The 26522-nt window shown below is 58.8% G+C and carries 29 protein-coding genes; 18 read left to right on the top strand and 11 right to left on the bottom strand.

Annotation, left to right across the window (positions count from 1 at the left end; translation table 11 throughout):
* Window positions 1-9: 9 nt before the first annotated feature.
* Window positions 10-660, bottom strand: a complete 651-nt coding sequence (locus tag ASC74_RS07115) for a GNAT family N-acetyltransferase (RefSeq protein ID WP_056740414.1) — start codon at window positions 658-660, stop codon at window positions 10-12.
* Window positions 661-987: 327 nt separating this feature from the next.
* Between ASC74_RS07115 and xthA the strand changes: the two genes are divergently transcribed.
* Window positions 988-1800 carry an exodeoxyribonuclease III gene (gene xthA, locus ASC74_RS07110; RefSeq protein WP_056740412.1) on the top strand — a complete coding sequence of 271 codons (813 nt, stop codon included), beginning with the start codon at window positions 988-990 and terminating at the stop codon, window positions 1798-1800.
* Window positions 1801-1952: 152 nt separating this feature from the next.
* Window positions 1953-3293, top strand: coding sequence for a substrate-binding domain-containing protein (locus ASC74_RS07105; protein WP_056740410.1), 1341 nt, complete (start codon window positions 1953-1955; stop codon window positions 3291-3293).
* A gap of 183 nt (window positions 3294-3476) precedes the next feature.
* On the opposite strand, the gene ASC74_RS07100 is transcribed toward ASC74_RS07105, so the two are convergent.
* Together ASC74_RS07100 and ASC74_RS07095 are read right to left on the bottom strand one after the other, a co-directional pair.
* Window positions 3477-3995, bottom strand: coding sequence for an ankyrin repeat domain-containing protein (locus ASC74_RS07100; protein WP_056740408.1), 519 nt, complete (start codon window positions 3993-3995; stop codon window positions 3477-3479).
* A 111-nt stretch (window positions 3996-4106) separates the two neighbouring features.
* Complete coding sequence (locus ASC74_RS07095) at window positions 4107-5945, bottom strand: long-chain-acyl-CoA synthetase (protein ID WP_056740406.1); 1839 nt, start codon at window positions 5943-5945, stop codon at window positions 4107-4109.
* 344 nt (window positions 5946-6289) lie between these two features.
* Between ASC74_RS07095 and ASC74_RS07090 the strand changes: the two genes are divergently transcribed.
* A complete protein-coding gene (locus tag ASC74_RS07090; RefSeq protein ID WP_008146103.1) occupies window positions 6290-6568 on the top strand; it encodes a DUF3509 domain-containing protein in 279 nt (92 codons plus the stop codon).
* A gap of 120 nt (window positions 6569-6688) precedes the next feature.
* On the opposite strand, the gene mtnC is transcribed toward ASC74_RS07090, so the two are convergent.
* Genes mtnC through aroC form a run of 5 tightly spaced genes read right to left on the bottom strand, consistent with a single transcriptional unit; the run spans window position 6689 to window position 10837 of the window.
* Window positions 6689-7372, bottom strand: a complete 684-nt coding sequence (mtnC, locus tag ASC74_RS07085; protein ID WP_056740404.1) for an acireductone synthase — start codon at window positions 7370-7372, stop codon at window positions 6689-6691.
* Window positions 7373-7376: 4 nt separating this feature from the next.
* Window positions 7377-7922, bottom strand: a complete 546-nt coding sequence (locus ASC74_RS07080) for a 1,2-dihydroxy-3-keto-5-methylthiopentene dioxygenase (RefSeq protein WP_056740402.1) — start codon at window positions 7920-7922, stop codon at window positions 7377-7379.
* Between the two features lie 20 nt (window positions 7923-7942).
* Window positions 7943-8569 carry a methylthioribulose 1-phosphate dehydratase gene (locus ASC74_RS07075; RefSeq protein WP_056740400.1) on the bottom strand — a complete coding sequence of 209 codons (627 nt, stop codon included), beginning with the start codon at window positions 8567-8569 and terminating at the stop codon, window positions 7943-7945.
* Entirely contained in the window at window positions 8566-9717 is a 1152-nt protein-coding gene (locus ASC74_RS07070) for an MFS transporter (RefSeq protein ID WP_056740398.1), read from the bottom strand. Before ASC74_RS07070 ends, ASC74_RS07075 begins: the two co-directional genes overlap by 4 nt.
* Window positions 9718-9745: 28 nt before the next feature.
* The gene (aroC, locus tag ASC74_RS07065; RefSeq protein WP_046047494.1) at window positions 9746-10837 is read right to left on the bottom strand and encodes a chorismate synthase; all 1092 of its coding nucleotides are present in this window, start codon (window positions 10835-10837) and stop codon (window positions 9746-9748) included.
* An 83-nt stretch (window positions 10838-10920) separates the two neighbouring features.
* On the opposite strand from aroC, the gene ASC74_RS07060 reads away from it, so the two are divergent.
* Window positions 10921-11919 carry an alpha/beta hydrolase gene (locus tag ASC74_RS07060; RefSeq protein WP_056740397.1) on the top strand — a complete coding sequence of 333 codons (999 nt, stop codon included), beginning with the start codon at window positions 10921-10923 and terminating at the stop codon, window positions 11917-11919.
* Window positions 11920-12050: 131 nt separating this feature from the next.
* Window positions 12051-12842: a hypothetical protein gene (locus ASC74_RS07055; RefSeq protein WP_056740395.1), complete on the top strand. Its 792-nt coding sequence runs from the start codon at window positions 12051-12053 to the stop codon at window positions 12840-12842.
* 51 nt (window positions 12843-12893) lie between these two features.
* Here the strand turns inward: ASC74_RS07055 and prmB are convergent, their stop codons facing one another.
* Window positions 12894-13802, bottom strand: a complete 909-nt coding sequence (gene prmB / locus ASC74_RS07050; RefSeq protein WP_056740393.1) for a 50S ribosomal protein L3 N(5)-glutamine methyltransferase — start codon at window positions 13800-13802, stop codon at window positions 12894-12896.
* Window positions 13803-14040: 238 nt separating this feature from the next.
* Between prmB and ASC74_RS07045 the strand changes: the two genes are divergently transcribed.
* The 7 genes from ASC74_RS07045 (at window position 14041) to ASC74_RS07010 (ending at window position 18890) form a co-directional block, all read left to right on the top strand.
* Window positions 14041-14631: a cysteine hydrolase family protein gene (locus tag ASC74_RS07045; protein ID WP_033057146.1), complete on the top strand. Its 591-nt coding sequence runs from the start codon at window positions 14041-14043 to the stop codon at window positions 14629-14631.
* Window positions 14632-14762: 131 nt separating this feature from the next.
* Window positions 14763-15083, top strand: a complete 321-nt coding sequence (locus tag ASC74_RS07040) for a hypothetical protein (protein WP_056740391.1) — start codon at window positions 14763-14765, stop codon at window positions 15081-15083.
* Between the two features lie 75 nt (window positions 15084-15158).
* Window positions 15159-15716 (top strand): Smr/MutS family protein, encoded by a 558-nt coding sequence (locus tag ASC74_RS07035; RefSeq protein WP_056740389.1) that lies wholly within the window; start codon window positions 15159-15161, stop codon window positions 15714-15716.
* A gap of 69 nt (window positions 15717-15785) precedes the next feature.
* Window positions 15786-16520, top strand: a complete 735-nt coding sequence (locus ASC74_RS07030; RefSeq protein ID WP_056740388.1) for an XRE family transcriptional regulator — start codon at window positions 15786-15788, stop codon at window positions 16518-16520.
* 317 nt (window positions 16521-16837) lie between these two features.
* Window positions 16838-17512, top strand: a complete 675-nt coding sequence (locus ASC74_RS07025; protein WP_056740385.1) for a polysaccharide lyase family 7 protein — start codon at window positions 16838-16840, stop codon at window positions 17510-17512.
* Between the two features lie 359 nt (window positions 17513-17871).
* Window positions 17872-18417: a GTP cyclohydrolase I FolE gene (folE, locus tag ASC74_RS07015; RefSeq protein WP_010456659.1), complete on the top strand. Its 546-nt coding sequence runs from the start codon at window positions 17872-17874 to the stop codon at window positions 18415-18417.
* A 101-nt stretch (window positions 18418-18518) separates the two neighbouring features.
* Window positions 18519-18890, top strand: a complete 372-nt coding sequence (locus tag ASC74_RS07010; RefSeq protein ID WP_056740381.1) for a glutathione S-transferase N-terminal domain-containing protein — start codon at window positions 18519-18521, stop codon at window positions 18888-18890.
* A gap of 79 nt (window positions 18891-18969) precedes the next feature.
* On the opposite strand, the gene ASC74_RS07005 is transcribed toward ASC74_RS07010, so the two are convergent.
* Window positions 18970-20136 (bottom strand): aminotransferase-like domain-containing protein, encoded by a 1167-nt coding sequence (locus ASC74_RS07005; RefSeq protein ID WP_056740378.1) that lies wholly within the window; start codon window positions 20134-20136, stop codon window positions 18970-18972.
* 81 nt (window positions 20137-20217) lie between these two features.
* On the opposite strand from ASC74_RS07005, the gene ASC74_RS07000 reads away from it, so the two are divergent.
* From ASC74_RS07000 to ASC74_RS06990, 3 genes are all read left to right on the top strand, one after another.
* Window positions 20218-20664: a MarR family winged helix-turn-helix transcriptional regulator gene (locus tag ASC74_RS07000; RefSeq protein ID WP_056740376.1), complete on the top strand. Its 447-nt coding sequence runs from the start codon at window positions 20218-20220 to the stop codon at window positions 20662-20664.
* 212 nt (window positions 20665-20876) lie between these two features.
* Window positions 20877-22226 carry an NCS2 family permease gene (locus ASC74_RS06995; protein ID WP_056740374.1) on the top strand — a complete coding sequence of 450 codons (1350 nt, stop codon included), beginning with the start codon at window positions 20877-20879 and terminating at the stop codon, window positions 22224-22226.
* A gap of 79 nt (window positions 22227-22305) precedes the next feature.
* Window positions 22306-22932 carry a LysE family translocator gene (locus ASC74_RS06990; RefSeq protein WP_008146144.1) on the top strand — a complete coding sequence of 209 codons (627 nt, stop codon included), beginning with the start codon at window positions 22306-22308 and terminating at the stop codon, window positions 22930-22932.
* 179 nt (window positions 22933-23111) lie between these two features.
* On the opposite strand, the gene uraH is transcribed toward ASC74_RS06990, so the two are convergent.
* Window positions 23112-23465, bottom strand: a complete 354-nt coding sequence (gene uraH / locus ASC74_RS06985; RefSeq protein WP_008146146.1) for a hydroxyisourate hydrolase — start codon at window positions 23463-23465, stop codon at window positions 23112-23114.
* A 431-nt stretch (window positions 23466-23896) separates the two neighbouring features.
* Here uraH and puuE point away from each other — a divergent pair, with 431 nt between their 5' ends.
* The 3 genes from puuE (at window position 23897) to alc (ending at window position 26419) form a co-directional block, all read left to right on the top strand.
* Window positions 23897-24823 carry an allantoinase PuuE gene (gene puuE / locus ASC74_RS06980; protein ID WP_046047506.1) on the top strand — a complete coding sequence of 309 codons (927 nt, stop codon included), beginning with the start codon at window positions 23897-23899 and terminating at the stop codon, window positions 24821-24823.
* Window positions 24820-25335, top strand: a complete 516-nt coding sequence (uraD, locus tag ASC74_RS06975; protein WP_056740372.1) for a 2-oxo-4-hydroxy-4-carboxy-5-ureidoimidazoline decarboxylase — start codon at window positions 24820-24822, stop codon at window positions 25333-25335. The genes puuE and uraD overlap by 4 nt, the downstream gene beginning before the upstream one ends.
* 88 nt (window positions 25336-25423) lie before the next feature.
* Entirely contained in the window at window positions 25424-26419 is a 996-nt protein-coding gene (gene alc / locus ASC74_RS06970) for an allantoicase (protein WP_056740370.1), read from the top strand.
* The last annotated feature ends 103 nt before the right edge of the window (window positions 26420-26522 follow it).

Genomic DNA, 26522 nt, shown 5'->3' with positions numbered 1-26522 from the left:
GTTCTACCTTTATGCCGTTGCTGTTTGTAACACCTGAGGATTGGCGTGAAAAAACACGTGTTCGCGGATCGGTCCTACGGCGACTTCTCCTATTTCCTCATAGCCCTGACGCTTATAGAACTCCAGATAACGAGGATTCCCGGTATCGAGGATCACGCCCTCGGAGTGTTCATCCACCGCGCACCAGTTATGCACCGCTTGCAGCAATTGTTCGCCAAAGTGTTTGCCCTGAAATTGCGGATGAACCCCCAGCAATGGCAGCAGGTGCACCGAGTCGGACGGCACGCAAGCCATCACGGCATCGTGATACTCAAGATAGCGTCGGGTGCAGCGAAACCCGGTGCTGAGCACCATGCGCAGACGCCAGGCCCAACTTTCGGTGATGCCCAGGCGACGTTGCGGCGGCGCGATCAGCGCGATGCCGATCAACCGGTCGTTGACCAACAGACCGATGGCCGGCAAGTCCTGAAGAAAGTGTTGTTTGACCAGTTCGCGCACGGTGGCGCGGACCCGCTGTTCATAACCGGGGCGCTCCGCTTCGAACAGGTAGCCGAACGTCGGCTCATGCCGGTAAGCCTGGTACAACAGCGAACGTGCTTCGCGGGAATAGCCGCCGTCGAGCATGTGAATATCGGCGATGACGGTCGAGGGTTCGGGCATAACGGTTGATCTCCCCGGGGCACAGCTCAAATGACTGCGCTCTTCTGGTTACGAGCCTATAGCGCTGGCACAGTTCCTTTCTGATCCGAATCAGTGTTGGCTGTGATGTCGCCATCGCGAGCAGGTCGAATCGTCGCACCGTCGCTCCCACCAGTTATAGACCAGACTCCTAACCTGTGGGAGCGACGGTGCGACGATTCGACCTGCTCGCGATGAGGCCATTACTACCAAATACAAAGCTGACGGACAAACACGAATGCCCTCACCCTACACTGGCCCCATTCCTACATGTCAGCTAGCATCGCCCTTTTGCCAGGACTGCCGACCATGAAGATCGTCTCCTTCAACATCAACGGGCTGCGCGCTCGCCCGCATCAGCTGGCAGCGCTGATCGAAAAGCACCAGCCAGACGTGATCGGACTGCAGGAAACCAAGGTTCACGATGACCAATTCCCGCTGGCCGAGGTTCAGGCGCTGGGCTATCACGTGTATTTCCACGGTCAAAAAGGTCATTACGGCGTCGCCCTGCTCTCGCGTCAGGAACCTATCGCGCTGCACAAAGGTTTCGCCACCGATGAAGAAGACGCTCAGCGCCGCTTCATCTGGGGCACGTTCGCCGACGCCAATGGCGTGCCGGTGACCATCATGAACGGCTATTTCCCACAGGGCGAAAGCCGCGATCACCCGACCAAGTTCCCGGCCAAGGAGCGCTTTTACAGAGATCTGCAGCAACTGCTGGAAAGCCAGTTCAGCAACGATCAGCCGGTGGTGGTGATGGGCGACGTGAACATTTCCCCGGAAGACTGTGACATCGGTATCGGCCCGGACAACATGAAACGCTGGCTGAAAACCGGCAAATGCAGCTTCCTGCCGGAAGAACGCGAGTGGATGGCCCGCTTGAAAAACTGGGGCCTGGTGGACAGTTTCCGTCACTTGAACCCGGAGGTGGCCGACCGTTTCAGCTGGTTCGACTACCGTAGCCGCGGTTTTGAGGATGAGCCCAAGCGTGGGCTGCGGATTGACTTGATCATGGCGTCCCATGGGTTGTTGCCACGTGTGAAGGATGCGGGGGTGGATTACGAACTGCGCGGGATGGAAAAACCATCGGATCACGCGCCGATCTGGCTTGAATTGAGCTAAAAGCAAAAGATCGCAGCGTTCCGCAGCTCCTACAGGGAGTACGCCGACCCATTGTAGGAGCTGCGGAACGCTGCGATCTTTTGATCTGTCATCTTTCAGAAACCTTACTGACTTATTCTCCCGGCACTTCCTTTGGCTTATAAGGTGCTGGCATGACGCTGCGCGTGTTGTTCCTGTTGATGCTGTGCGCCTGGCTGCCGCTGACGGCGTCGGCTGGCGCGTTGCCGACGCCCGAGTCTGGCCCGGTGCTGCGCATCCAGGGTTCCAACACCATTGGCGCGGCATTGGGTCCGGCGCTGGTTGAGGGGTTGATGCGCGAACAGGGCCTGCTCAAGGTTCACAGCGAGGCCCCGGACAAAGCCAACGAACTGCGCGTCATCGGCGAAACCGTTCAGGGCCGCCGGGTCGCGGTGGACATCGCGGCCCACGGTTCCAGCACCGGTTTCACCGCCCTGAAAACCGCCACCGCCGACCTCGCCGCCTCCTCGCGCCCGATCAAGGACAGCGAACGGACAGACCTTGCACGCCTGGGCGACTTTAAAAGCCCCGGCGCCGAGCAGGTCATCGCCATCGATGGTCTGGCGATCATCCTTCATCCGCAAAATCCGTTGAGTGAACTGAACACCGAACAACTGGCGCGAATCTTCAGTGGCGAGGCAAAAACCTGGGAAGAACTCGGCGGCACCGGTGGGACGATTCATCTCTATGCGCGGGATGACCAATCGGGCACCTACGACACGTTCAAGGAATTGGTCCTCAGCCGTCGTGGGAAAACGCTGAGCAGCGCGGCGAAACGTTTCGAATCCAGCGAGCAATTGTCCGACGCGGTCAGCCTCGACCCGCAAGGTATCGGCTTCATCGGCCTGCCTTACGTGCGTCAGGCCAAAGCCGTGGCGATTGCCGATGGCCAATCCCAAGCCATGTTGCCGCTCAACAGCCTGATTGCCACGGAAGACTATCCGCTGTCCCGCCGGCTGTTCTTTTACCTGCCGCCCAATGGGAAAAATCCCTGGGCCGACGCACTGGTGACGTTCGCCCAAAGCAGCAAGGGTCAGGCGATTGTCGCGGCCAATGGTTTTATCGCCCAGACCGTCCAGGCCATGACCGTCACGCCGAATGCATTGATGCCGGAGGGTTATCAGGCGCTCAGTCGCCACGCCCAACGACTGACAGTGAATTTCCGTTTCGAAGAAGGCAGTGCGACGCTGGACAACAAGGCCCGGCAGGACCTGTCGCGGGTGCTCGACTATATAAAGCAGCGTGACAAGATCAATCGGCAGGTGACGCTGGTGGGGTTTGGCGACGCCAAAAGTGATCCGGCCCGCGCCGATCTGCTGTCGAAACTGCGCGCGATGGCGGTGCGGCGCGAACTGGTGAAAAGCGGCGTGGTGTTTCGCGAGATTCGTGGTTTTGGCGCCGAGATGCCAGTGGCGGCCAATAGCGCGGATGAGGGGCGAATCAAGAATCGGCGGGTTGAGGTTTGGGTGTATTGACGGTGTGTGTGTGTGTAGCAGCTGTCGAGCTTGCGAGGCTGCGTTCGGTTCGGGCCGCGTTCGGACGCAGCCGTCGTAAAACCTGTATGTGCGGTCTTCCTGAAACACCGCATCGCCTGATTTCACGACTGCTTCGCAGCCGAACGCAGCCTCGCAGGCTCGACAGCTGCTACACGATGGAGATCAGCCAAGCAGCTTCTGCAACTGCGCCGTGGTGTCCACCGCGCCCATGGTCTTGGCGGCATCCAGCGCAGAGACGCCATTGGCATCCTTGGCTTTCGGGTCGGCGCCTTTGCTGATCAGGTAGTCGACGATTTCGACGCGATTGAACATCGCCGCCATCATCAGCGCAGTACGACCGTCAAAGGACGAACCTTCCACTTGCGCGCCGCCTTCAACCAGTGCCTTGACCACCGCCAGGTCACCCTTGAACGCCGCGCCGGCAATCGGGCTCTGGCCGTTGTCGTTGCGGATTTCCGGATCGGCCTTGTGCTCGAGCAGGACTTTTACCGTCTCCACATGGCCGTGGTAAGCGGCCAGCATCAGCAAGGTGTCGCCCTTGTGGTTACGCAGGTTCGGCGGCAGGCCCTTGGTCAACAGCGCAGCCATCATGGCCGCATCGCCCTCGCGCGCCTTGTTGAATACCTGTTCGGCAAATTCAGCGGCTTCTTCGGGGGACATCTGGCGGCTTTGGTCTGACATTGGGCACTCCACGTTCGGTTATTCGCAAAGCCGACAGTTTCCCGAGCAGCCCCGAGGCTGTCACCTCTTTTTTCTCATGGACGGCCATAGCCACATTCAATAGCGCTGCATTCAATAACGAAAAGCGCCGCCGTGAATATCCGCCAGCAACTGCGGAGTGACCTGCACGTAAGTCTGGGTTCCCGGCAACCAGGCGTAGATCGGATCACCGCCGGTTTTGCCGGGGTCGAAGGCTTCGTCCTTGAGGCGGGTCTTCTGATATTTGAAGGTGCCGGTGGTCTCCATTTTCACTTTGACTCGCAGGAACAACGGCACCGCATAGGCGGGCATTTGCTCTCGGGCGAAAGCCAGCAGCTCACTGAAATCCAGGGTCGCCAGGGACTCGGCTGGCGTAATCGCCGCCATCCCCGCACGCCCATTGGTGTTGCGAATTTCCACGCCGTAGGCCACGGCCTCGGAAATATTCGGGTGTTGCAGAAGGATGTTTTCGACCTCGGTGGTCGAGACGTTTTCGCCCTTCCAGCGGAATGTATCTCCCAAGCGATCAACAAACTGCGCGTGACCAAAACCGATGTTGCGCAGCAGGTCACCGGTATTGAAGTAACGGTCGCCCTTCTCGAACACGTCGTGCAGCACAACCTTTTCGGTCTTCCGTGGATCGGTGTAACCGTCGAGCGGCGCCTTGTCGTCGATCTTCGCCAGCAAAAGCCCCTGCTCGCCTTTGGCGACTTTGCGCATGAAGCCCTGAGCATCCCGAATCGGCGCGCCGCTGTCGTGGTCATACGCCGCCAACTCCCATGACATCAGGGAAAAACCGACGGTGTTATCAAAGTTGAGGATGTTGGTGAAACCGATGTTGCCGTCGCTGGCGGCGTAGAGCTCGCAGATGTGATTCACACCGAATCGCGTCTTGAACTCGCCCCACGCGCCGGGGCGCAGGCCATTGCCGATCATCTTCGTCACGCGGTGCTGGCTGTCGTCGGTGCTGGGCGGTTGATCCACCAGGTAGCGGCACAATTCGCCGACGTAACCGAGGGTGGTCGCGCGGTACTTGCGCACATCGTTCCAGAATTGACTGGCGCTGAACTTGCGGCGAATGGCAAAGCCCGAGGCGCCACTGATCGCTGAGCCCCAGCACACGCACAGCCCGGTGGCGTGATAGAGCGGCAAAGTGCAATAGACGACATCCTCCGGGCGCATATCCAAGGCGATCAGCCCGAAGCTCGCGGAGCTGCGCATCCAGCGGCCATGTTTGAACACCCCGGCCTTGGGCAAGCCGGTGGTGCCCGAGGTGTAGATATAGAAACAAGGGTCGTCGAAAAAAACCTGCTGACTGCTGGCGGGGTTGGCGCTGGAGCTGTCGGCACTGGCGGTCATCAGGTTGATGAACCCGTCGGGCGCAATGCCCGGATGCCTGAAGGTGTCTTGATCAGCGACGAACCAGGTGCGCGCCGCCTCGATCGACACCCGTTCGCGGACCGCCGAAAACGCCGGGACCAACTCTTCTCCGACAATGATCGCCGCGGGTGCCACCAGGTTCAGGCTGTGAGCCAGGGTATCGCGGGTCTGCGACGTATTGAGCAAGGCGCTGATCGCGCCGACCTTGGCCACCGCCAGAATCGTCACCAGCAGTTCCGGGCGATTCTCGATAAAGACCGCCACCACATCGCCCTTGCGGATGCCTTGGGCAATCAGATGATGGGCAATGCGATTGGCCCATTGGTTGACCTGAAAATAAGTCAGCGCCACCTCGCCCTGCAGCAATGCCGGGCCGTCGGGATTGCGCAACGTCGCTTGCTCGAAGCTCCAGCCCAGGCCACACGGTTGGGTCGGGTCCTTGACGTTGGCGGCTTTCATTCCCTTCACCACGCGAGGGATGGCTTTGGCAATGGAAGGCAGCTTGCGGAGCATCATGCCCCAGGTAATCGTGTCGTGCGGCGTGCGGCTCATGGTTGCTCCCGGTCGATCTTTTTATTGTTCGGGCGGCGTTGATTGAGGCCGAAAATACGTCAGCGGTTCCTGAGCTGTACACGCGGTTTTTGAAATGATTTGTATCCACGGCTGCGGCATTCGAAATCGTGAGCTTGCGCGGGGCAAATGGTTCCATCGAATCGACGTCGACCACGCAAAATGCAGGATGCACGATGGCCATTCATGCAGATTGCACGAAAGTGCAAAATCACTTAAAAACTAACTAATTGATATGTAAGGACTTTTAAAAAATCAGGTGCTGGCACAATCACTGCAACTACCTCTGCATGCTTGCCATTCAAGAGCTAACGGAGCTGATAGACATGAACCTGATCCAAGAAAAATTTTCGTCCCTGTTCTCCAACTTCGAAGTGACCACCCAGCCACGTCCGGACGGCGGCATTCTGCTGACCTTGAGCAGCACCGACGGCAAAGTCTTCAAGCGCTCGATTTCCTACCAGCAATTGCATGCTGGCGATCAGTTGTCCTGGGTGATCAGTGCCATTCGCCGTGACATCGCCGAACAGGCCAGCGAACTGCCACAGATTTCCATGCTGCAAAGCCAGCAGCGGTTTGCCCTGCCGACGTATCACTCGGTTTAAACCCCTAAAACACTGTGGGAGCGAGCTTGCTCGCGATGGCGGCTGAACATTCAACACTTGAGTTGACTGACAGACCGCTATCGCGAGCAAGCTCGCTCCCACAGGTATGTGTTATATGCCTTAAAACGTCGAAGGGTTGATCCGCGCAAAACTGTCGACGGTCACATGCCCCGCCAACTCCCCGCCCTCTCGGGCCAGCCCGCACGTAGCCATTCCCGCCGTGTGCGCCGCGTCCAGTTCCTCGACGATGTCGGACAGAAACAGGATCTGCGAAGCGTCCAGGCCAATGGCCTGGGTAATGCGCTCGTAGGACTGCGCTTCACGCTTGGGCCCCGAGGTGGTGTCGAAATAGCCACTGAACAGTGGTGACAGATCCCCCGCCTCCGAGCAGCCAAAGATCAGCTTTTGCGCCTGAATCGAACCGGACGAATAAACAAACAGTTTGAAGCCGTCCTGATGCCAGTGTTTGAGCGCTTCAACGGCGTCCGGGTAAACGTGGCCTTTCAACTCTCCGGCCTGATAGCCCTGTTCCCAGACCATGCCTTGCAACGCTTTCAGCGGCGTGGCTTTGCGGTCTTCGGCGATCCAGTGCAGAAGAATGTCGATCACCCGCTCGACGTCGGCGTTCGGCTCGTTGGCATCCCGGCAAACGGCGTCCAGTTGCTCGGCAACCTCCGCACGCGCGGCGTGCTGGCGAACAAAATCCGGAAAGTGTTTGGCGGCGTAGGGAAACAGCACGTCGAACACAAAACTCACCGCGCTCGTAGTGCCTTCGATGTCGGTGAGAATCGCTTTGATCGGCATCGCCTCAGTCCTCAAGACACGGGAAGCGACTGGCGATGTCGTCGCCGGTGAAATTGGCCACCCAGCCTTCAGGGTTGTTGAACAGACGAATCGCGACGAAATGCGGATGCTCGCCCATGTCGAACCAGTGCGGGGTGCCGGCCGGCACCGAGATCAGGTCGTTTTTCTCGCACAGCACGGCATAGACATAATCGTCGATGTGCAGGGTGAACAGGCCACGGCCGGCAACGAAAAATCGTACTTCGTCTTCGCCATGGCGATGTTCGTCGAGAAACTTGGCGCGCAATTCGGCTTTTTGCGGGTGATCGCTGTTCAGGCTGATGACATCGACGGTGATGTAACCGCGTTCAGTCATCAGTTTGTCGATTTGCTCCTGATACGCGGCGATCACTTCTTCCTGGCTGGCGCCGGGCTGGATTTTCGCCGCGGCTTGCCAGCGGTCGAAACGCACGCCCTGCTCGGCCAGGGTCGAGGCGATGTCTTCGAAATGCGTCAGCACCTTGTTTGGCAAATCAGGGCTTGAGACGTGGTAAACGGACAGGCTGCTCATCAGGGCAACTCCTTAACGGTTCATGCTTTATGGTTCGAGACCGAGCGCATCTTCAACTCGCACTCGAACAAAAATTCAAAGGCCTCGATCTGCCGCAGTGCATCGCTCATGCGCGCGCCCCAGGTGTAGAGACCGTGGCCGCGGATCAGATAGCCGACGCAATCAGGATGGGCGTCCAGCCAAGGCTGCACCTTGGCGGCGAGGCGCGCAATGTCCTGATCGTTGTCGAAAATCGGCACACGCACCCGGGATTCGTGGGTCGACACACCACTGAAGGCTTTTTGCAGTTCGTAGTCTTCGAACTCGATGAAATCTTGCGGCGTCAGGCGCGACAGCACCGTGGCGCTCACTGAATGCGTGTGCAGCACCGCGCCGATCTCCGGGCGCCAGTTGTAGAGCTGGGTGTGCAACAGGGTTTCGGCGGACGGTTTTTTACCCGGTTCCAGGCTGTTGCCGGACAGATCGGTAGCCAGCACATCGTCGACGCCGAGTTGGCCTTTATGCTTGCCGGACACCGTCAGCAGCGCTTCAGTCGGCGACAGGCGCGTCGAGTAGTTGCTGCTGGTGGCCGGCGACCAGCCGCGGCCATACAGAAAACGCCCGGCATCGATGATTTCCTGGGCGAGGTGCTCACGGGTAAGGCTCATGGCCTGTCCTCTTGCATACGTGTGGCAATGATAACGGCTGCCGCGAAGGCTGCGAGGCTGGCAATACTAAAGGTCAATGCGGGACCGAGGGCATTCCAGCTGTAGCCGGAATACAACGCGCCCAGTGCGCCGCCAGTGCCGGCCAGTGCGGCATACAACGCCTGGCCCTGCCCTTGTTGGCGTGCGCCGAAGCTACGTTGCACGAACTGGATGGCAGCCGCGTGAAAGCTGCCGAATGTCGCCGCGTGCAGCACCTGGGCAAACAACAGCACCCAAAGGAACTCAGCGAACGAACCGAGCAACAACCAACGCAACGCTGCCAGCAGAAAACTCGCCAGCAGCACCCGTCGCACGGAGAAACGCGCGAGGATCTTGCTCATGGCCAGAAACATCAAGACTTCGGCGACCACACCGACCGCCCAGAGCACGCCGATCAACCCACGGCTGTACCCGAGTCGTTCCAGGTGCAAGGTCAGAAAGGTGTAATAAGGACCGTGGCTCATCTGCATCAGCGCCACGCAACCGTAAAACGCCAGCACCCCGGGATTGCGCAATTGCTTGAGAAACCCATCTCCCGCAATTCGATTGCCCTGAGCCGGTTGGGCGTTCGGCACCCACAAACTGCTGACCACGATCCCGGCCATGATCAGCACCAACGCCACCGGATAAATATCCAGGCTCAACCATTCGAACAGCCGGCCAAGCGCAACCACGGTGATGATAAAACCGATGGAGCCCCACAGGCGGATCTGACTGTAACGGTTAGTCTGGCCCTGCAAATGCGCCAACGTGATGACTTCGAACTGCGGCAACACCGCGTGCCAGAAAAACGCGTGCAAGGCCATGACCATCGCCAGCCAAGCATAGGTCTTGCTGACGAAGATCAGCGAAAACGTCAGCAGCGTGCACACCGCGCCAAAACGCACGATGGCCAGGCGTCGACCGGTGTAATCACCGAGCCAGCCCCAGATGTTCGGCGCCACGCAGCGCATCAGCATCGGGATCGCCACCAGCTCGCCGATGCGCGCGCTGGAAAAGCCCAGGTGATCGAAGTACAGCGCCAGAAACGGCGCTGTCGAACCGAGCAAGGCGAAATAGAACAGATAGAAACTGGAGAGCCGCCAGTACGGGAGCGCCGCTGCCGTCATCAGACCGCAGCGGCTCTGAGGTCAGCCATTAAAGCTGACCCAGCACCGGCGTGCTCACGCGCACGTCCAGGTTCTGCCCGCGGTGACGCAACAGGTGATCCATCAGCACGATGGCCATCATCGCTTCGGCGATTGGTGTGGCGCGGATGCCGACGCACGGGTCGTGGCGACCCTTGGTGACGACTTCCACCGGGTTGCCATGGATGTCGATGGAACGACCCGGCGTGGTGATGCTCGAGGTTGGCTTGAGTGCCAGGTGCGCGACGATCGGCTGACCCGACGAAATGCCACCCAAAATGCCGCCCGCGTTGTTGCTGAGGAAACCTTGCGGGGTCATTTCATCGCGGTGCTCGGTGCCGCGCTGGGCAACGCTGGCGAAACCGGCGCCGATTTCCACGCCTTTGACCGCGTTGATGCTCATCAGCGCGTGAGCGAGTTCGGCATCGAGACGGTCGAAGATCGGCTCGCCAAGGCCAGGCATTACGCCTTCAGCGACTACGGTGATCTTCGCGCCGACCGAATCCTGGTCGCGACGCAACTGGTCCATATAGGCTTCCAGCTCCGGGACCTTGTCCGGATCAGGGCTGAAGAAAGCGTTCTCTTCCACCGAATCCCAGGTCTTGAACGGGATTTCGATCGGGCCGAGCTGGCTCATGTAGCCACGAATGACGATGCCCTGAGTGGCCAGGTATTTTTTCGCAATCGCCCCGGCGGCCACGCGCATGGCCGTTTCACGGGCCGAGCTGCGACCGCCGCCACGGTAATCGCGCTCGCCGTATTTGTGGTGATAGGTGTAGTCGGCGTGGGCCGGGCGGAACAGGTCCTTGATCGCCGAGTAATCCTTGGACTTCTGGTCGGTGTTGCGGATCAACAGGCCGATGGGGCAACCGGTGGTGCGCCCTTCGAACACGCCGGAGAGGATTTCGACTTCGTCGGCTTCCTGGCGCTGGGTGGTGTGGCGGCTGGTGCCGGGTTTGCGGCGATCCAGGTCACGCTGCAGATCCTCCAGAGAGATCTCCAGGCCCGGCGGGCAGCCGTCGACAATGGCGACCAACGCCGGGCCATGGCTTTCGCCCGCGGTGGTGACAGTGAACAGCTTGCCGTAGGTATTGCCGGACATGCAGGACGCTCCGTGAATTCGAACCAAATACGTAATGCGCGCCAGTATACGCAGGCTACCCAACTAGTTCATCCTCGAACCTTATGGGTGCCTGCGAGTCCAACCGGCACCTTGTTCATGATGGCGTGATGATGCTGCGAGTTATAGCCTTGAGCCTTACCCTCTTTACCGGCTTTGTACAGGCCACTGTCCTGCAACGCCCGATCACATTGGACACCGGCACCGGTGAGCTTTTCGGCTCGTTATTGCTGCCCAAGTCCGACACGCCGGTACCGGTTGTCCTGATCATTTCCGGCTCCGGTCCTACGGATCGTGACGGAAACAACCCCGACGGCGGACGCAACGACAGCCTCAAGCGTCTCGCTTGGGTCCTGGCCAAACACAACATCGCCAGCGTGCGTTATGACAAACGCGGCGTGGCGGCGAGCCTTGCGGCGACCCCGGACGAACGCAATCTGTCGGTGGAAGCCTATGTGGCCGACGCCGAGGCCTGGGGTCAGAAACTCAAAACCGACCCGCGCTTTGGCCAGTTGATCCTGCTGGGCCACAGCGAAGGCGCCTTGATCGCCAGCCTCGCGGCGCCGAGCCTGGACGCCACCGCGGTCATCTCCATGTCCGGCAGCGCCCGGCCGATCGATCAGGTGCTACGCCAGCAATTGAGCAATCGCCTGCCGCCAGCACTGATGCTGCGCAGCAATGAATTGCTCGACAGCCTCAAGGCCGGCCACACCGACGACAACGTGCCGCCGCAGTTGCAGGTGATTTTCCGCCCGAGCGTGCAGCCGTATCTGATTTCATTGTTCCGCCAGGACCCGGCGGCGGCGTTCGCCAAGTTGAAGATGCCGGCGCTGATCATCCAGGGCAGCAACGACATCCAGGTCGGCGTCGGTGACGCCAGGCTGTTGAAGGCCGCCAAACCGGACGCCGAACTGGCGCTGATCGAGGGCATGAACCACGTGATGCGCATCGTGCCCAACGATGTAAAACGGCAATTGGCCTCTTATAAGGATCCGCAATTGCCGCTGGCGGCCGAACTCGGCACGCGAATCCTCGGGTTTATTGACGGACTTCGCACCAGTTAAGCGGTGTTAGGGGCGTGAAAACTGGTTGAGAACGCCCCCTAACCCTCCAGTCCTGAAAAAAACGGCCGATAAGCCTTTGTCGCCAGCGCTATGACTGGCGGCAAGCAGAGCTTGGACAGGATCTCGCCGTTATGACTGATACCCAGACTTCACCCGACACCACTGCTGAAAAAGACGCACCACCAGTGGTCGAACTGCCGTGGGCGGACGTCCACGCCGAGCACCACAAGATGCTCCGTCTGGCGCCATTGCAAACCGACCGCAACACCGGTGGACGGCCGCTGCGCTTTGTTGAATTCGGTTACGCCGAGCGCAACAACAAGGAACACAGCCTGATGCGCATGAGCATTTCGCTGCCCGGCCAGCGCGTGCGCAAAGAACAGAATCATCTGGACGTGTGGGTCGATCACGCCACCAAGCGCGTGCATTTCGGGCCTGACAGCGGCTTGCAGATCGAACCGATGAACCGCGGCATCGGTCGCTACATGGCCGCTCAGGGCATTACCTGGGCGAAAAAGAGATGGCCCGGCTACACCGTCGATGGCACAGACCTGAACAACAAGGATGCGCTGAACGAAGACACTCGCCTGCGCCGCGATCACTTTTTGCGGATGCATGGTTTCGACGTGATCTACGCCGACGCCCAGCATTTGAAGGGCAGCGTCAAAGAAGTGCAGGTCGGCGACCTGTTGGGTGACTGGAGTACGGAAAAACTGCAGGTCGTGGAAATTCTTGAGGCGGCGCAGATGCTCCAGCAAGCCGAGCAAAATCTCGCCGAGCAGGAAGTCAAACTCAAGAAACACGAAGAAAAGGTCAGCAAGTACAAGCGCGAAGACGCCGGACTGCGCTTTACCATTACCTGTCTGGTGGCATTTGCGGTTTTTCAGGCGGGGTTGTTGATCTGGATTGCCACGCACCGGTGATCGCGCAGACCTGATCGTTCCCACGCTCCGCGTGGGAACGATTGTTACGGGTTAAACTCGGGAAGCGAATAGCGCCTGATGGTTGCGGCACTGTTCCGCCGTCAGCATGAACACGCCATGCCCACCGCGCTCGAAATCAAGCCAGGCGAAGTCGACTTCCGGGTACAAGGCCTCAACGTGAACCTGGCTGTTGCCCACTTCGACAATCAGCAAGCCCTTCTCGGTCAGGTGATCCGCCGCTTCGGCGAGCATGCGACGCACCAGGTTCAAACCATCATCACCGCAGGCCAGGCCCAGCTCCGGTTCGTGCTGGTATTCGTCCGGCATGTCGGCGAAATCTTCCGCATCGACGTAAGGCGGGTTTGACACGATCAGGTCGAAACGCTGACCCGGCAAACCATCGAAACCATCGCCCTGAACCGTGTACACCCGCTCATCGACGCCATGGCGCTCGATGTTCTGGTTGGCCACTTCCAGCGCTTCGAACGACAGGTCGGCCAGCACCACTTCGGCGTTCTGGAACTCGTAGGCACAGGCGATACCGATGCAGCCGGAACCGGTGCACAGGTCGAGAATCCGCGCAGGTGCGGTACCCAGCCACGGCGCGAAACGTTTTTCGATCAGTTCGCCAATCGGCGAACGCGGGATCAATACGCGCTCATCGACAATGAACGACATGCTGCAAAACCATGCTTCACCCAACAGGTAGGCGGTAGGAATGCGTTCTTCGATACGGCGCTTGAGCATGCGTTGCAGCTTGACCAGCTCGTCTTCTTCAAGATTGCAGTCGAGATAGCTGTCGGCGATTTCCCACGGCAAGTGCAAGGCACCCAACACCAACTGACGCGCTTCGTCCCAGGCGTTGTCGGTCCCATGGCCGAAAAACAGATCCTCCCCATGGAAGCGGCTGACGGCCCAACGGATATGGTCGCGCAGGGTACGAAGTCGGGAAGTGATCACGGGGCAAACTCCAAAAAAAACGACTGGCGATTCTAACAGCCAAAACGCGTCTCGACGACGCGGGAAAACTACCGGCGCAAATGTAGGACTATTCTATTTTTTCGGCCGGCTATTGAACAAAACGAGCCTATTGACAAGGCTGCGAGCCAGCAAAGACGGCGCCTACGATGGTAGCGATTCACAGAAGCGCTCAGCCAGAGGACAATGTCGCAAAAGCCCCACTCGAAGGAGCCCCAGAATGTCCGTTCCAAAAACGATGTTTCAACTCAGCGGCCGCGGTTATGCAGCAGCCGTTCTGAGCCATGCGACCCTTGTCATCATCGATGCCCAGAAAGAATACCTCAGCGGCCCGTTGGCCCTGATCGGCATGGATGCTGCCGTCGCGAACATCAAGCAACTGGTGGCCGCTGCCCGTGCAGCCGGCCGGCCGATCGTCCATGTCCGCCACCTCGGCACCGTTGGTGGGCTGTTCGATCCACAAGGTGAGCGCGGTGAGTTCATCCCGGGCCTGGAACCACAGGGCGACGAAACCATCATCGGTAAATTGCTACCGAGTGCGTTCCACGGCACCGAACTGCTGGAACGCCTGCAGAATCTCGGCTCGCTGGACCTGATCGTGTGCGGTTTCATGAGCCACTCCAGCGTCAGCACCACGGTGCGCGCCGCGAAGAACCTGGGCTTTCGTTGCACGCTGGTGGAAGACGCCTGCGCCACTCGCGACCTGCCTTACAAGGGCGGCGTATTGAGCGCAGACCACGTTCAGCAGACCGAAATGGCGATCATGGCGGACAACTTCGCCACCCTCGCGCTGACTCACGAACTGATCTGATTGACGCTCGATGAGCGGTCCATGCCGCCGCTCATCCGCAAAAACCTATCATTTGCTGTAATTGTCTTAGCCTCAGGAACATCCCGGTCAACTCCCGGTCGAAGGGCCGATACCCATTGAGGAAGGTCGGAATGAAGTTATCCGATGGTTTTGACGCTCGCCGCTTGCGGCCCAAAGGCCAACGCAACTGGCGTTTTCGAATCGGCGCGGCATTTGCTGCCTTGCTGTCGATGAGCGGTGTGTTGCTGGCGATGGCAGGCATAGCCAGCCTGCTTGGCCACGCGCCCGCCCTGGGCGAGTTAAATACCAACCGGGTCGGTTCGGCAGTGATTCTGGCGATTGGCCTGTTCGTGCTGTACCTCGGCGTGTGGCTGTGGCGCCGCTGCCGTCGCCGCTCGCGGCAGTCGCAAGAACTGAACATCTCCCCGCATTTGATGAAAAAGCACGACTGAGCCGAGTGCTGCGTGTTTTCTCGCGCCCCATTCGCCTCGAGTTGGGTAAACTGGCCGCCCTTCGCGGAGGCTGACATGCAAGACGACGATTTTTCCCTGTTCAAAAGCGCGATCCAAGGCGTCAAGCCGATCAAACACGATCGCGCCGAAACCGGCAAACCCAAGGCTGACCGCGCACAAATCGCCAAGTTGCGACAAGCCGCCACCGTACGCACCGATGCCACCACCGTTGACGGGCTGTCCGATCAGTTCGTTATCGATGTTGGCCCGGAAGACGAGCTGATGTGGGCGCGTGACGGTGTTCAGGAAAGCCAGATGCGCAAGCTCAAGATCGGACAGATTCCGTTCGAAGGCAGCCTCGACCTCCATGGCATGAACGTGGAAAAGGCTCGGGAAACCCTCTGGGCGTTTCTGGCCGAAGCGACCAAATTCGAAATCCGCTGCGTACGCGTCACCCACGGCAAGGCCGTGCGTCTGGACGGCAAGCGGCCGATGATCAAAAGCCACGTCAACACCTGGCTGCGCCAACATTCACAAGTGCTCGGCTTCACCTCGTGCCAAGCGAAACACGGCGGCGCCGGAGCGGTTTATGTGATGCTCAAACGAACCATGATGGAAGGTCGCGACGAGTAAAGCGGTCGCCTGACAAATTATCGGGATAACGATTTGCAATGATATGGGAGCTCCCGTAATACTTCGCAGATGGAATTTAAAGAACGACTCAAAGCAGCCCGCCAACACGCCAAGCTCAATCAGACCGAGCTTGCCGAACGCGCAGGCCTGACGCAAACCTCAATCTCCGACCTCGAGCGCGGGAAATCGAAGGCAACAGCCTTTGCTGCCCAGATCGCTTCAGTGTGTGGCGTTTCACCGATGTGGCTGGCTGAAGGTGTCGGTGACATGCTTAAAGGGGTGTCCGATGCTGTTCCGTTGAATCGCCCCCCTCCAAGCGTTTCAATGTCAGACATCCAGCCTTGGGACGACAGCACGCCCCTGGATGACGACGAGGTTTATGTCCCCTTCCTGCGTGAAGTTGAACTGGCGGCCGGCTCAGGCCGTTTCGTGATCGCAGAAAACGACAGCGCCCGGCTGCGTTTCTTCAAGAAAGACCTGCGTCACAACAACGTGCAGTTCAACAACGCCAAGTGCGTGGTGGTGAGCGGAAACAGCATGCTCCCGGTACTGCGCGACGGCGCTACCGTTGGCATGAACGTCGGAAAGAACTCGCTGGGCGACATCGTCGACGGCGACATGTACGCGATCAACCACAACGGCCAGCTCCGCGTGAAACAGGTCTACCGACTGCCCAGTGGCATCCGCCTCCGCAGCTTCAACCGTGACGAGCATCCGGACGAGGACTACACCTTCGCCGAGATCCAGGAGCAGCAGCTTGCGATCCTGGGTCATGTCTTTTGGTGGGCGATGTATTCGCGGTGAACTGAGTTGCGGTGATTCGTGAGCGTTTAGTGCCATAACGTGTAAACCTTATTCAGGACAAGACGCCCATCCAAGAGAAGCCCGCCAAGCGCGGGTTTTTTTGTACCTGGAATATAGGTACGGAATAAAATATGGGAATACCCATTGACACAAAATATGGGAACACCCATATTTGTATCCGAGCCAACGGGAAATCGATCGGAAGCTGCCAGGCATCACTTCTGCCCATTCACTGAGTGGGCAGTGGGATGTAGGCCTGCATCAAACGCAAGGCTCACCAGAGCAAAAAGCGACATCAATGGACTGAGGCAAAAACCATGACTGTAGACATCAGCAATTTCACCATCGCTACCCCGCTTCCAATCTCCGACACCAACCCGATTGCGCTTGAGCTCATCGGCTGGCGCGCACTTCTCGAATGCCCCGACGTCATCTCAATGCTTGACGATGGCTCGCTGCAGATGACGGCGCCGACACTTGGAGCCTCGAGCAAGAGCACGCTACGAACTCGCTGCGAGTGGAAGGAGCCAGGTTACTGGCTGTTCTCCAGCGCAGCGGACCACTGGAGCCGACAAGAAATGCGACTGACGAAGGTCAACTCGCTACAGAAAGTCGTGATCGGCCAGATCCATGTGAAGGATTCAGAGCGACCTCCGGTAAAGGTGTTCTGGAACAAAGGAAAAATCACCATGGGGTTCCGAACCAGTTACCTCCAGGACGATCCGGTCAACTCGACGATTTTGGAGAACGTGCCGCTCGGTGCACTTTTCAAAATCAACATTCACGCCAATTCGAGCGGCGCCGTCTCTGTATCGGCTAGCTGTAACGGGGTTAAATCCACTTCCGCGATCATGCGCCTCGACAACACCTGGGACACGAAAACCCTCGCCTTCCACGGTGGCGTGTACAACCAGATCGATTACTCCGACACTACCGATCCGCTAGACGGTTCTGTCTGCATCATCAGCGATCTGTCGATCACTCACGCCTGATACGACCTGTTCGGTCTGATGAGCAAGACAGGCTTCAGGGAAGCATCACTGCTGCACCTTGGCGCCAGGGTGTAGCGGGATGCGCAAACCCGAAATGACCGATTTGGGGATTCGCGCCCGCCGGCAATACAACTGCCGGCACACATACGCTACCATGTGCCCCATGTCGGGGATGAACCCTGCGATTATTGCCACTCAGCTCGGTCATAGCGTTCAGATATTGCTATCGACCTGCACCCGATGGATCAACACCAGCACCGACTGGGGTGAGCCCGGGAAGATTGAAAAGAGCTTGATTGGTACACAATTGGTACAGACAGAAACAGTACCCCTCTGAAACCCGTATGGAATCAGCCTCTGTGACACTGGAACAGAACTACACCGCGATTCTCGGCCAATTGGGCGAGGACGTCTCCCGCGAGGGCCTGCTCGACACGCCAAAACGTGCCGCCAAAGCCATGCAGTACCTCTGCCGCGGTTATGAACAGACACTGGAAGAGGTCACCAACGGTGCCTTGTTCAGCTCCGACAACAGCGAAATGGTGCTGGTGAAGGACATCGAGCTCTACTCGTTGTGCGAACACCACCTGTTGCCGTTTATCGGCAAGGCTCACGTCGCCTACATCCCGAGCGGCAAGGTATTGGGCCTGTCGAAAGTCGCGCGGATCGTCGATATGTACGCCCGCCGCCTGCAGATCCAGGAAAATCTCAGCCGCCAGATCGCCGATGCGGTCCAGCAAGTCACCGGCGCCCTGGGCGTTGCTGTGGTGATCGAGGCCAAGCACATGTGCATGATGATGCGCGGTGTGGAGAAACAGAATTCGTCGATGATCACGTCGGTGATGCTGGGTGAGTTCCGCGAAAACGCGGCCACCCGCAGCGAGTTTCTCAGCCTGATCAAGTAATTCGCAGCAGAAGAAAACCGGCATTCATCGCCGGTTTTTTTTCGCCGGTGAAAAATCAGGTAAGCTGCGCGCCTTCTGTTTGCCCCTGTGAGGCTTATACCGTGTTCGTTAAAGCGCTTCGTGTCGGCCTTGGCCAACTGATCATCTTCATCGACTTCATTACCCGTCCGGGCAAAAAACAGCGCCCTGCCGAGGTTCAGGCTCAGATCAACACAGCGGCCAAGGACCTGACCCTGTATCAGTTCCACGCCTGCCCGTTCTGCGTGAAAACCCGCCGTACCCTGCGCCGCTTGAACGTGCCAGTGGCGTTGCGCGATGCGAAGAACAATGAACAGGATCGTCAGGCCCTGCTGGAACAGGGCGGCAAGATCAAGGTGCCGTGCCTGCGCATCGAAGAGAATGGCCAGACGACCTGGATGTATGAGTCCAAGGTGATCATCGATTATCTGGACAAGCGGTTTGCCGCCGCCTGAAGCCGTACAGATTTCGGATAAAAATAAACCGGCCCATTGGCCGGTTTATTTGTTTTTGCACCCTCTCCTACCTGCAGCTTCAAGCTGCTTGCGCTGCCTGAGCCTGACGCAGCACCGCTGCCAGCCGCTTGAGCCCTTCGTCCAGCCGTGCCGGGTCGATGTGGCTGAAGTTCAAGCGCAAATGCCCCGGATTGCTGTCCGGTTCGGGGAAGAACGGCTCGCCCGGCATGAACGCCACATCCGCTGCCAGTGCGGCCTTGAGCAACGTACGCGTGTCCAGCGGCTGCTTGAGAGTCAGCCAGAAAAACAGCCCGCCCTGCGGCACGTTCCAGTCCGCCAAATCAGCAAAATGCGTTTCCAGGGCTGACTGGAACGCGTCCCGACGAACCCGGTAGAAGTCCCTCAGCTCGCTTAAGTGATGCTGGAATTTGTCGGTGCCGATCCACTGCAGCGCTTGCCACTGGCCCACGCGATTAGTGTGCAGGTCGGCCGATTGCTTGAGTTTCAGCAAGTGCGGAAAGAGATCCGGACTGGCGATCAGATAGCCGACTCGCAATCCGGGCAACAGGGTTTTCGACACGGTGCCGGTGTAGATCCAGCTGGCCTTTTTCAAGCGACTGACAATCGGTGTGGCGCTGCCGCCATCAAACGTCAGCTCGCGGTAAGGCTCGTCTTCGATCAAGGTCACGCCGAACTCATCCAGCAAGGCTGCCACGGCATCGCGCTTGGCTTCGCTGTAGCGCACGGCTGAAGGATTCTGAAAAGTCGGGACCAGGTAGATGAACGCCGGACGGTGTTTTTCCAGACGAGTACGCAGTTGCGCCAGGTTCGGGCCATCAGCCTCCAGCGGGACAGTGATGCAGTCGGCGCCGAACAGCTGAAAAATCTGCAACGCCGCCAGATAAGTCGGCGCTTCGAGCAAAATCTCGGTGCCTTGGTCGATGTACAGCTTGGCCGCCAGATCGAGGGTTTGCTGGGAGCCGCTGACCACCAACACCTGACTCGCCTCGCAGGGTACGCCCAGCGCCCGCGCCTCTGCTGCCAGCGCTTCACGCAGCGCCGGCTCACCTTCGCTCATGCCGTATTGGCCCATGGACAACGGCATATCGGCCCACTCGACTTTTGGCAGCATGGCTTCGGCGGGCAAGCCGCCGGCGAACGACATCACTTCCGGGCGTTGGGCGGCGGCGAGAATTTCACGGATCAAAGAACTTTTAAGGCGCGAGACACGTTCGGAAAATGCCATGGGGTCACCGGTAGCGAGGCCTGAGAAAAATGAGTCAAACTGATTGACCGAAATTACGACAGACCGGACGGATACGTCAATATGCTTGACCTTAAAAACCCCGCGACTCAGCAACAAGCGATGGAAGCGTTTTTCTTCGGTTATCAGGCGTTCACCGCGAAAGCCGACGAAATGCTCGAGCGTCGTGGCTTGAGCCGGGTGCATCAACGCATTGTGTTTTTCATCGCGCGCTACCCGAACTTGAGCGTCAAGGAGTTGCTGGCGCTGCTCGGGGTAACGAAGCAGGCGCTGAACATTCCGCTGCGTCAATTGGTGGAAATGCATTTGGTGAACAGTGTCGCGTCCCAGACCGATAAGCGTAAGCGGTTGCTGGAGCTGACCGACGATGGCGCGCGTTTCGAGCAGTCATTGCGCCGTGAGCAGGTGAAATTGCTGGAGCGGGTGTTTGCCGAGGCAGGTGAGACTGCGGTGAATGGGTGGCTGGCGGTGAATCTGGCTTTAGGAAAATCCCAAGCGCCAACCGAGTAACCGATCGTCTATAGCCGATATATCCCGATCAACAAACTTTTCGTCTACAAAATCAAAAACATTATTTGCTTTATTTGTATACAAAAGCATAATCCACTTCGTGCGAGTTCCTGACCAAGCGGTCAACAAATCGCAAGTACCTCAAAGGGTCGCTGCCACCCTCATGGGTCCGGCCCTGGAAATAACAATAAAACTCTTGAGGAGTATTCGCTGTGGAAAGCCGCAAATCCGAAGCCCCTACGCTGGAACTCTCGCCGCCATTACGCAATGGCTGGCTGGAGCGCATCTTCAAACTCAGCTTGCATGGCACCACGGTGAAGACCGAGTTGATTGCCGGTCTGACAACCTTTATCACCATGGCCTACATCATCTTCGTCAACCCCAACATCATGGCCGACGCCGGGATCGATCACGGGGCCGCGTTCGTCGCCACCTGCATCGCCGCCGCGCTGGGTTGCTTGCTGATGGGCCTGTACGCCAACTGGCCGGTTGGCCTGGCGCCGGGCATGGGCTTGAACGCTTTCTTCACTTACACCGTGGTCGGCACCATGGGCTACAACTGGGAAACCGCCCTTGGCGCGGTGTTTGTTTCCGGTGTGTTGTTCATGTTCCTGACCTTTTCGCGGATCCGCGAATGGCTGCTCAATAGCATCCCGGTCAGTTTGCGCTTTGCCATGGGCGCCGGTGTGGGCCTGTTTTTGGGGCTGATCGGCTTGAAAACCGCGGGCATCGTGGTCGACAGCCCGGCCACCCTGATCAAGCTCGGCTCCCTGCGCGAACCTGGTCCGCTGCTGGCCGCCATCTGCTTCCTGATGATCGCCGTACTCAGCTATCACAAAGTGTTCGGCGCGATCCTCATCAGCATCATCACCGTCACCCTGGCGGGTTGGGGCCTGGGCCTGGTGCACTACGAGGGCCTCATGTCCGCCCCGCCGAGCCTGGCGCCGACCTGGATGGCCATGAACATCGCGGGCGTGTTCAACGTCAGCATGATCAGCGTGGTGCTGGCCTTCCTCTTCGTGCACATGTTCGACACCGCCGGCACCTTGATGGGCGTCGCTCAGCGCGCCGGCCTGGTGAACGCGGATGGCAAGATCGAAAACCTCTCCCGCGCCCTGAAAGCCGACAGTGCTTCCAGCGTATTCGGTGCGATGGTCGGTGTTCCGCCGGTCACCAGCTACGTGGAAAGTGCCGCGGGTGTAGCCGCTGGTGGTCGGACTGGTCTTACCGCAGTGACCGTAGGTGTGCTATTTATTGCCGCAATGTTTTTCGCACCGCTGGCTGGCATGATCCCCGCTTACGCAACCGCCGGTGCGCTGATTTATGTGGCGATGCTGATGATGGGCGGCATGGCGCACATCGAATGGGACGAAGCGACCGACAGCATTCCGGCGATCGTTACCGCGATCATGATGCCCCTGACCTTCTCGGTCGCCGACGGCATCGCGCTGGGCTTTATCACTTACGTGGTACTGAAGGCCTGCACCGGTAAGCACAAGGAAATTTCCATCAGTCTGTGGGTGCTCTGCGCGATCTTCATCGCCAAGTTCATTTTCTTGTAAGCCGTCTACGTTTCAAAAACGGTGTTTCAAAACAGCCTCACCCCGTCGGGTGAGGCTTTTGTGCAAATGGAGGAAAGTGATGAGTCTGGAAACCTGGCTGCTGTTCAGCGGCGCTGCGCTGGTGGTAATCCTGATCCCGGGGCCACTGTCTTTGCTGATGATCAGCAACAGTCTGAATTACGGTTTGCGCCGTTCTTACCCGGCGTTTCTGGGTGGCGTGATTGCGTCGATCTGCTTGCTCAGTGCGTCGGCGCTGGGTTTGGGCGCCTTGCTGCTGGCGTCGGAACAGCTGTTCAGCGCCTTGAAGATCGTCGGTGCGCTGTACCTGTTCTACCTGGCCTGGCAGAGCTGGCAGCAATCGCGTCAGCCCTCCCACGGCGCTGAAGTGCCCCAGGCTGCGCCGGTTCCACGCTTTCGCGCACTGTTCGGGCGCGCGTTCATGTTGGGCGCCAGCAACCCGAAAGACATTCTGTTCTTCGCCGCTTTCCTCCCGCAGTTCCTCAGTGCCGAGCAACCGTTCCTGCCGCAGTTGCTGGTGATGATTGCGACCTGGACCGTGCTGGATTTGCTGTGCAAGTTGGCTTATGGGCTGGGTGCTCATGGTGCGGCGCGGTATCTGCGCAGCGGCAAGGGGCAGAGCTGGTTTAACCGGGTGAGTGCGGGGTTGTTCAGTGGTGCGGGCGCGGCGTCGTTGTTGAGCCGCTAAAGAGCAAAAGCATCGCGAGCAAGCTCGCTCCCACATTGGAATGCGTACTCCTGTGGGAGCGAGCCTGCTCGCGAAGGCGTCGGCACATGCACCCCATTTCTGAAGGCAAAAAAAAGCCCGCAGTGTGAGCGGGCGAAAGACCAAAGAAGCTATATGCGCAGGATTCTGGGGGGAAAGTCCTAGCTTCCTCTGTAGGTCGAATAGCTGTACGGCGAAATCAGCAATGGCACGTGGTAGTGATCCTGCTCTGCAGAGATGCCAAACCGCAGCACCACCACATCCAGGAACGCGGGTTCTGGCAGCTGAACGCCACGGGCGCGGTAGTAATCGCCCGCATGAAACTGAACCTGATAGACCCCTGAACGGTAGTCATCGCCTTGCAGCAGCGGTGCATCGACCCGGCCATCGCTGTTGGTTATCGCAGTGGCGACCAATTCCAGCTGCGAACCTTCAACGCGGTACAACTCGACCTTGATCGAGCTGCCCGGGCAACCGTGTGCAGCGTCTAAAACGTGAGTAGTCAAACGTCCCATTGATTCTGCGCGCCTGCCTGCATGGAGCAGTCAGACCTCGCGCCTCCCGAAGTCAGTTGAAAAGGAGACCGCACCGATTCGGAGCACGAAAAGCTGCGGCGAGCGACTGATTAAGACACTTTTCAAAAAAATTGTACACAATAAAAACAACATATTTACCGCTATACCCGTGATTCAGTGATTCCCGACGAATCTGCCACCGAACCATAGGATCAAAGGACCTTCCATCCATTAGCTGACCAATCAGGCAGGTTTCTTGCAATAACATGTGAAGATGACAGTTTTGAAAAATGCAAAAAAACAGGCTTACAAAGTGGATATAAAGTTGTATACAATCAGCCCATCGCTGTGACGCCAGCCTGTCATCACACTGCAGGCCGCCTCACAAATCTGACCTTGAACAAGTCGAACGAATAAGAAGGAAGACTGCAGTGAGCGCTGACTACCCACGCGACCTGATCGGTTACGGCAGTAACCCTCCTCACCCACATTGGCCGGGCAATGCCCGTATCGCCTTGTCCTTCGTGCTCAATTACGAAGAAGGCGGCGAGCGCAATATCCTGCACGGCGATAAAGAATCCGAAGCCTTCCTTTCGGAAATGGTCTCGGCGCAGCCGCTGCAAGGCGCGCGCAACATGAGCATGGAATCCCTTTACGAGTATGGCAGCCGCGCCGGCGTCTGGCGGGTTCTGAAACTGTTCAAGGAATTCGACATTCCGCTGACCATCTTCGCCGTGGCCATGGCCGCCCAGCGCCACCCGGACGTGATCCGCGCGATGGTCGATGCCGGCCACGAAATCTGCAGCCACGGCTATCGCTGGATCGACTATCAGTACATGGACGAAGCGCAGGAACGCGAGCACATGCTCGAAGCGATCCGCGTCCTCACCGAAATCACCGGCGAGCGCCCACTGGGCTGGTACACCGGCCGCACCGGTCCGAACACTCGCCGACTGGTGATGGAAGAAGGCGGTTTCCTCTACGACTGCGACACCTACGACGACGACCTGCCCTACTGGGAACCGAACAACCCGACCGGCAAGCCGCACCTGGTGATTCCGTACACCCTGGACACCAACGACATGCGCTTCACCCAGGTCCAGGGTTTCAACAAGGGCGACGACTTCTTTGAATACCTCAAAGACGCCTTCGACGTGCTGTATGCCGAAGGCGCCGAAGCACCGAAGATGCTGTCGATCGGCTTGCACTGCCGTCTGATTGGCCGTCCGGCGCGTCTGGCCTCGCTCAAGCGCTTTATCGAATACGCTAAAAGTCATGAACAGGTGTGGTTCAGCCGTCGCGTCGACATCGCTCGCCACTGGCACGAAACCCACCCGTATCAAGGGGCCTCGAAATGAGCCAGTTCCAAACCCTGAAGCCATCGACCCTGAGCCGCGAGGCGTTTGTCGCAGCCTTCGCCGACATCTACGAACATTCGCCATGGGTGGCCGAGAAGGCCTTCGACCTGGGCCAGGACGCTTCGATCGACGAGATCGAAACCCTGCACCAGCGCATGAGCGACATCCTGTTGAGTGCCGATCACGAAAGCCAGCTTGAGCTGGTCGTCGCTCACCCGGACCTGGCCGGCAAAGCCGCCGTCCAGGGCCAGCTGACCGCAGCCAGCACTGAAGAACAGTCTGGCGCGGGTATTCACCAATGCACGGCCGAAGAGTTTCAACGCTTCACCGAGCTGAACGACGCCTACAAGGCCAAGTTCAAGTTTCCCTTCATCATGGCGGTAAAAGGCAGCAACCGGCATCAGATCCTCGCGGCGTTCGAAACGCGCATTCACAACCCGCAAGACACCGAGTTCAAATGCGCGCTGGCGGAAATCAACAAGATTGCCCTGTTCCGATTACTGACCCTATAGCGAGCCTGGCCCGAGTGCTCTCAAACGCAAAAAGCACCCAGGGCCTCGCAAGCATCCCAAGCCAACTAATTAAAGGCAGACAAGAAGAATGAAAGCTTACGCCGTACCTTTCGAGAAGTTCGTCAACCTGGCCGACGCCCGCCTGGGCACCAAAATCATCTCGGTCACCGATGACTGGTTCGCTGATGCCAACCGCCTGTTCCAGCCGACCCCGGCTGTGTGGAAGGAGGGCGTGTTCGATGACAACGGCAAGTGGATGGACGGCTGGGAGTCGCGCCGCAAGCGCTTCGAAGGCTACGACAGCGCGGTGATCCGCCTGGGCGTACCGGGTTCGATCAAAGGCGTGGACATCGACACTTCATTCTTCACCGGCAACTTCCCGCCGTCGGCCTCCCTGGAAGCGTGCTTCCTGGCCTCGGGCGAGCCAGACGACAACACCCAGTGGACTGAAGTACTGTCCGCCGTCGAGCTGCAAGGCAACAGCCACCACTACCACGAAATCAACAACGACCAAGCGTTCAGCCACCTGCGTTTCAACATCTACCCCGATGGTGGCGTGGCCCGTCTGCGTGTTTACGGTGTTCCGTTCCGCGACTGGTCCGCTGTCGGCGACAACGAGCAAGTTGACCTGGCAGCAGCCCTGAACGGTGGCCGCGCCCTCGCCTGCTCCGACGAACACTTCGGTCGCATGAGCAACATCCTCAACCCGGGCCGTGGCATCAACATGGGCGACGGCTGGGAAACCGCACGTCGTCGCACGCCAGGCAATGACTGGGTCATCGTCGCGCTGGGTCATGCCGGCGAGATCGAGAAAGTCATCGTCGACACCCTGCACTTCAAGGGCAACTACCCGGACACCTGCTCGATCCAGGGCGCGTTCGTGAAGGGCGGCACTGACAGCCAGATCGAAACCCAATCGCTGTTCTGGCGCGAATTGCTGCCGGCGCAGAAACTGGAAATGCACGCCGAACACACCTTCGCCGAGCAGATCAAAGCGCTGGGCCCGATCACTCACATCCGCCTGAACGTGTTCCCGGATGGTGGAGTGAGCCGCCTGCGCGTTTTGGGCAAGGTAGCTAATTAAGCGGCGCGCTTTTCGCGAGCAAGCCCGCTCCCACATGGGAACGCATTTCAAATGTGGGAGCGGGCTTGCTCGCGAAGGCGATAGAACCAACAACACAGAACTC

Origin of the sequence: Pseudomonas sp. Root329 (assembly GCF_001424925.1) — a bacterium.
Lineage (GTDB): Bacteria > Pseudomonadota > Gammaproteobacteria > Pseudomonadales > Pseudomonadaceae > Aquipseudomonas > Aquipseudomonas arabinosi.
The sequence above is the reverse complement of the archived record's forward strand: the minus strand, read 5'-3'. Positions and strand labels throughout refer to the sequence as shown.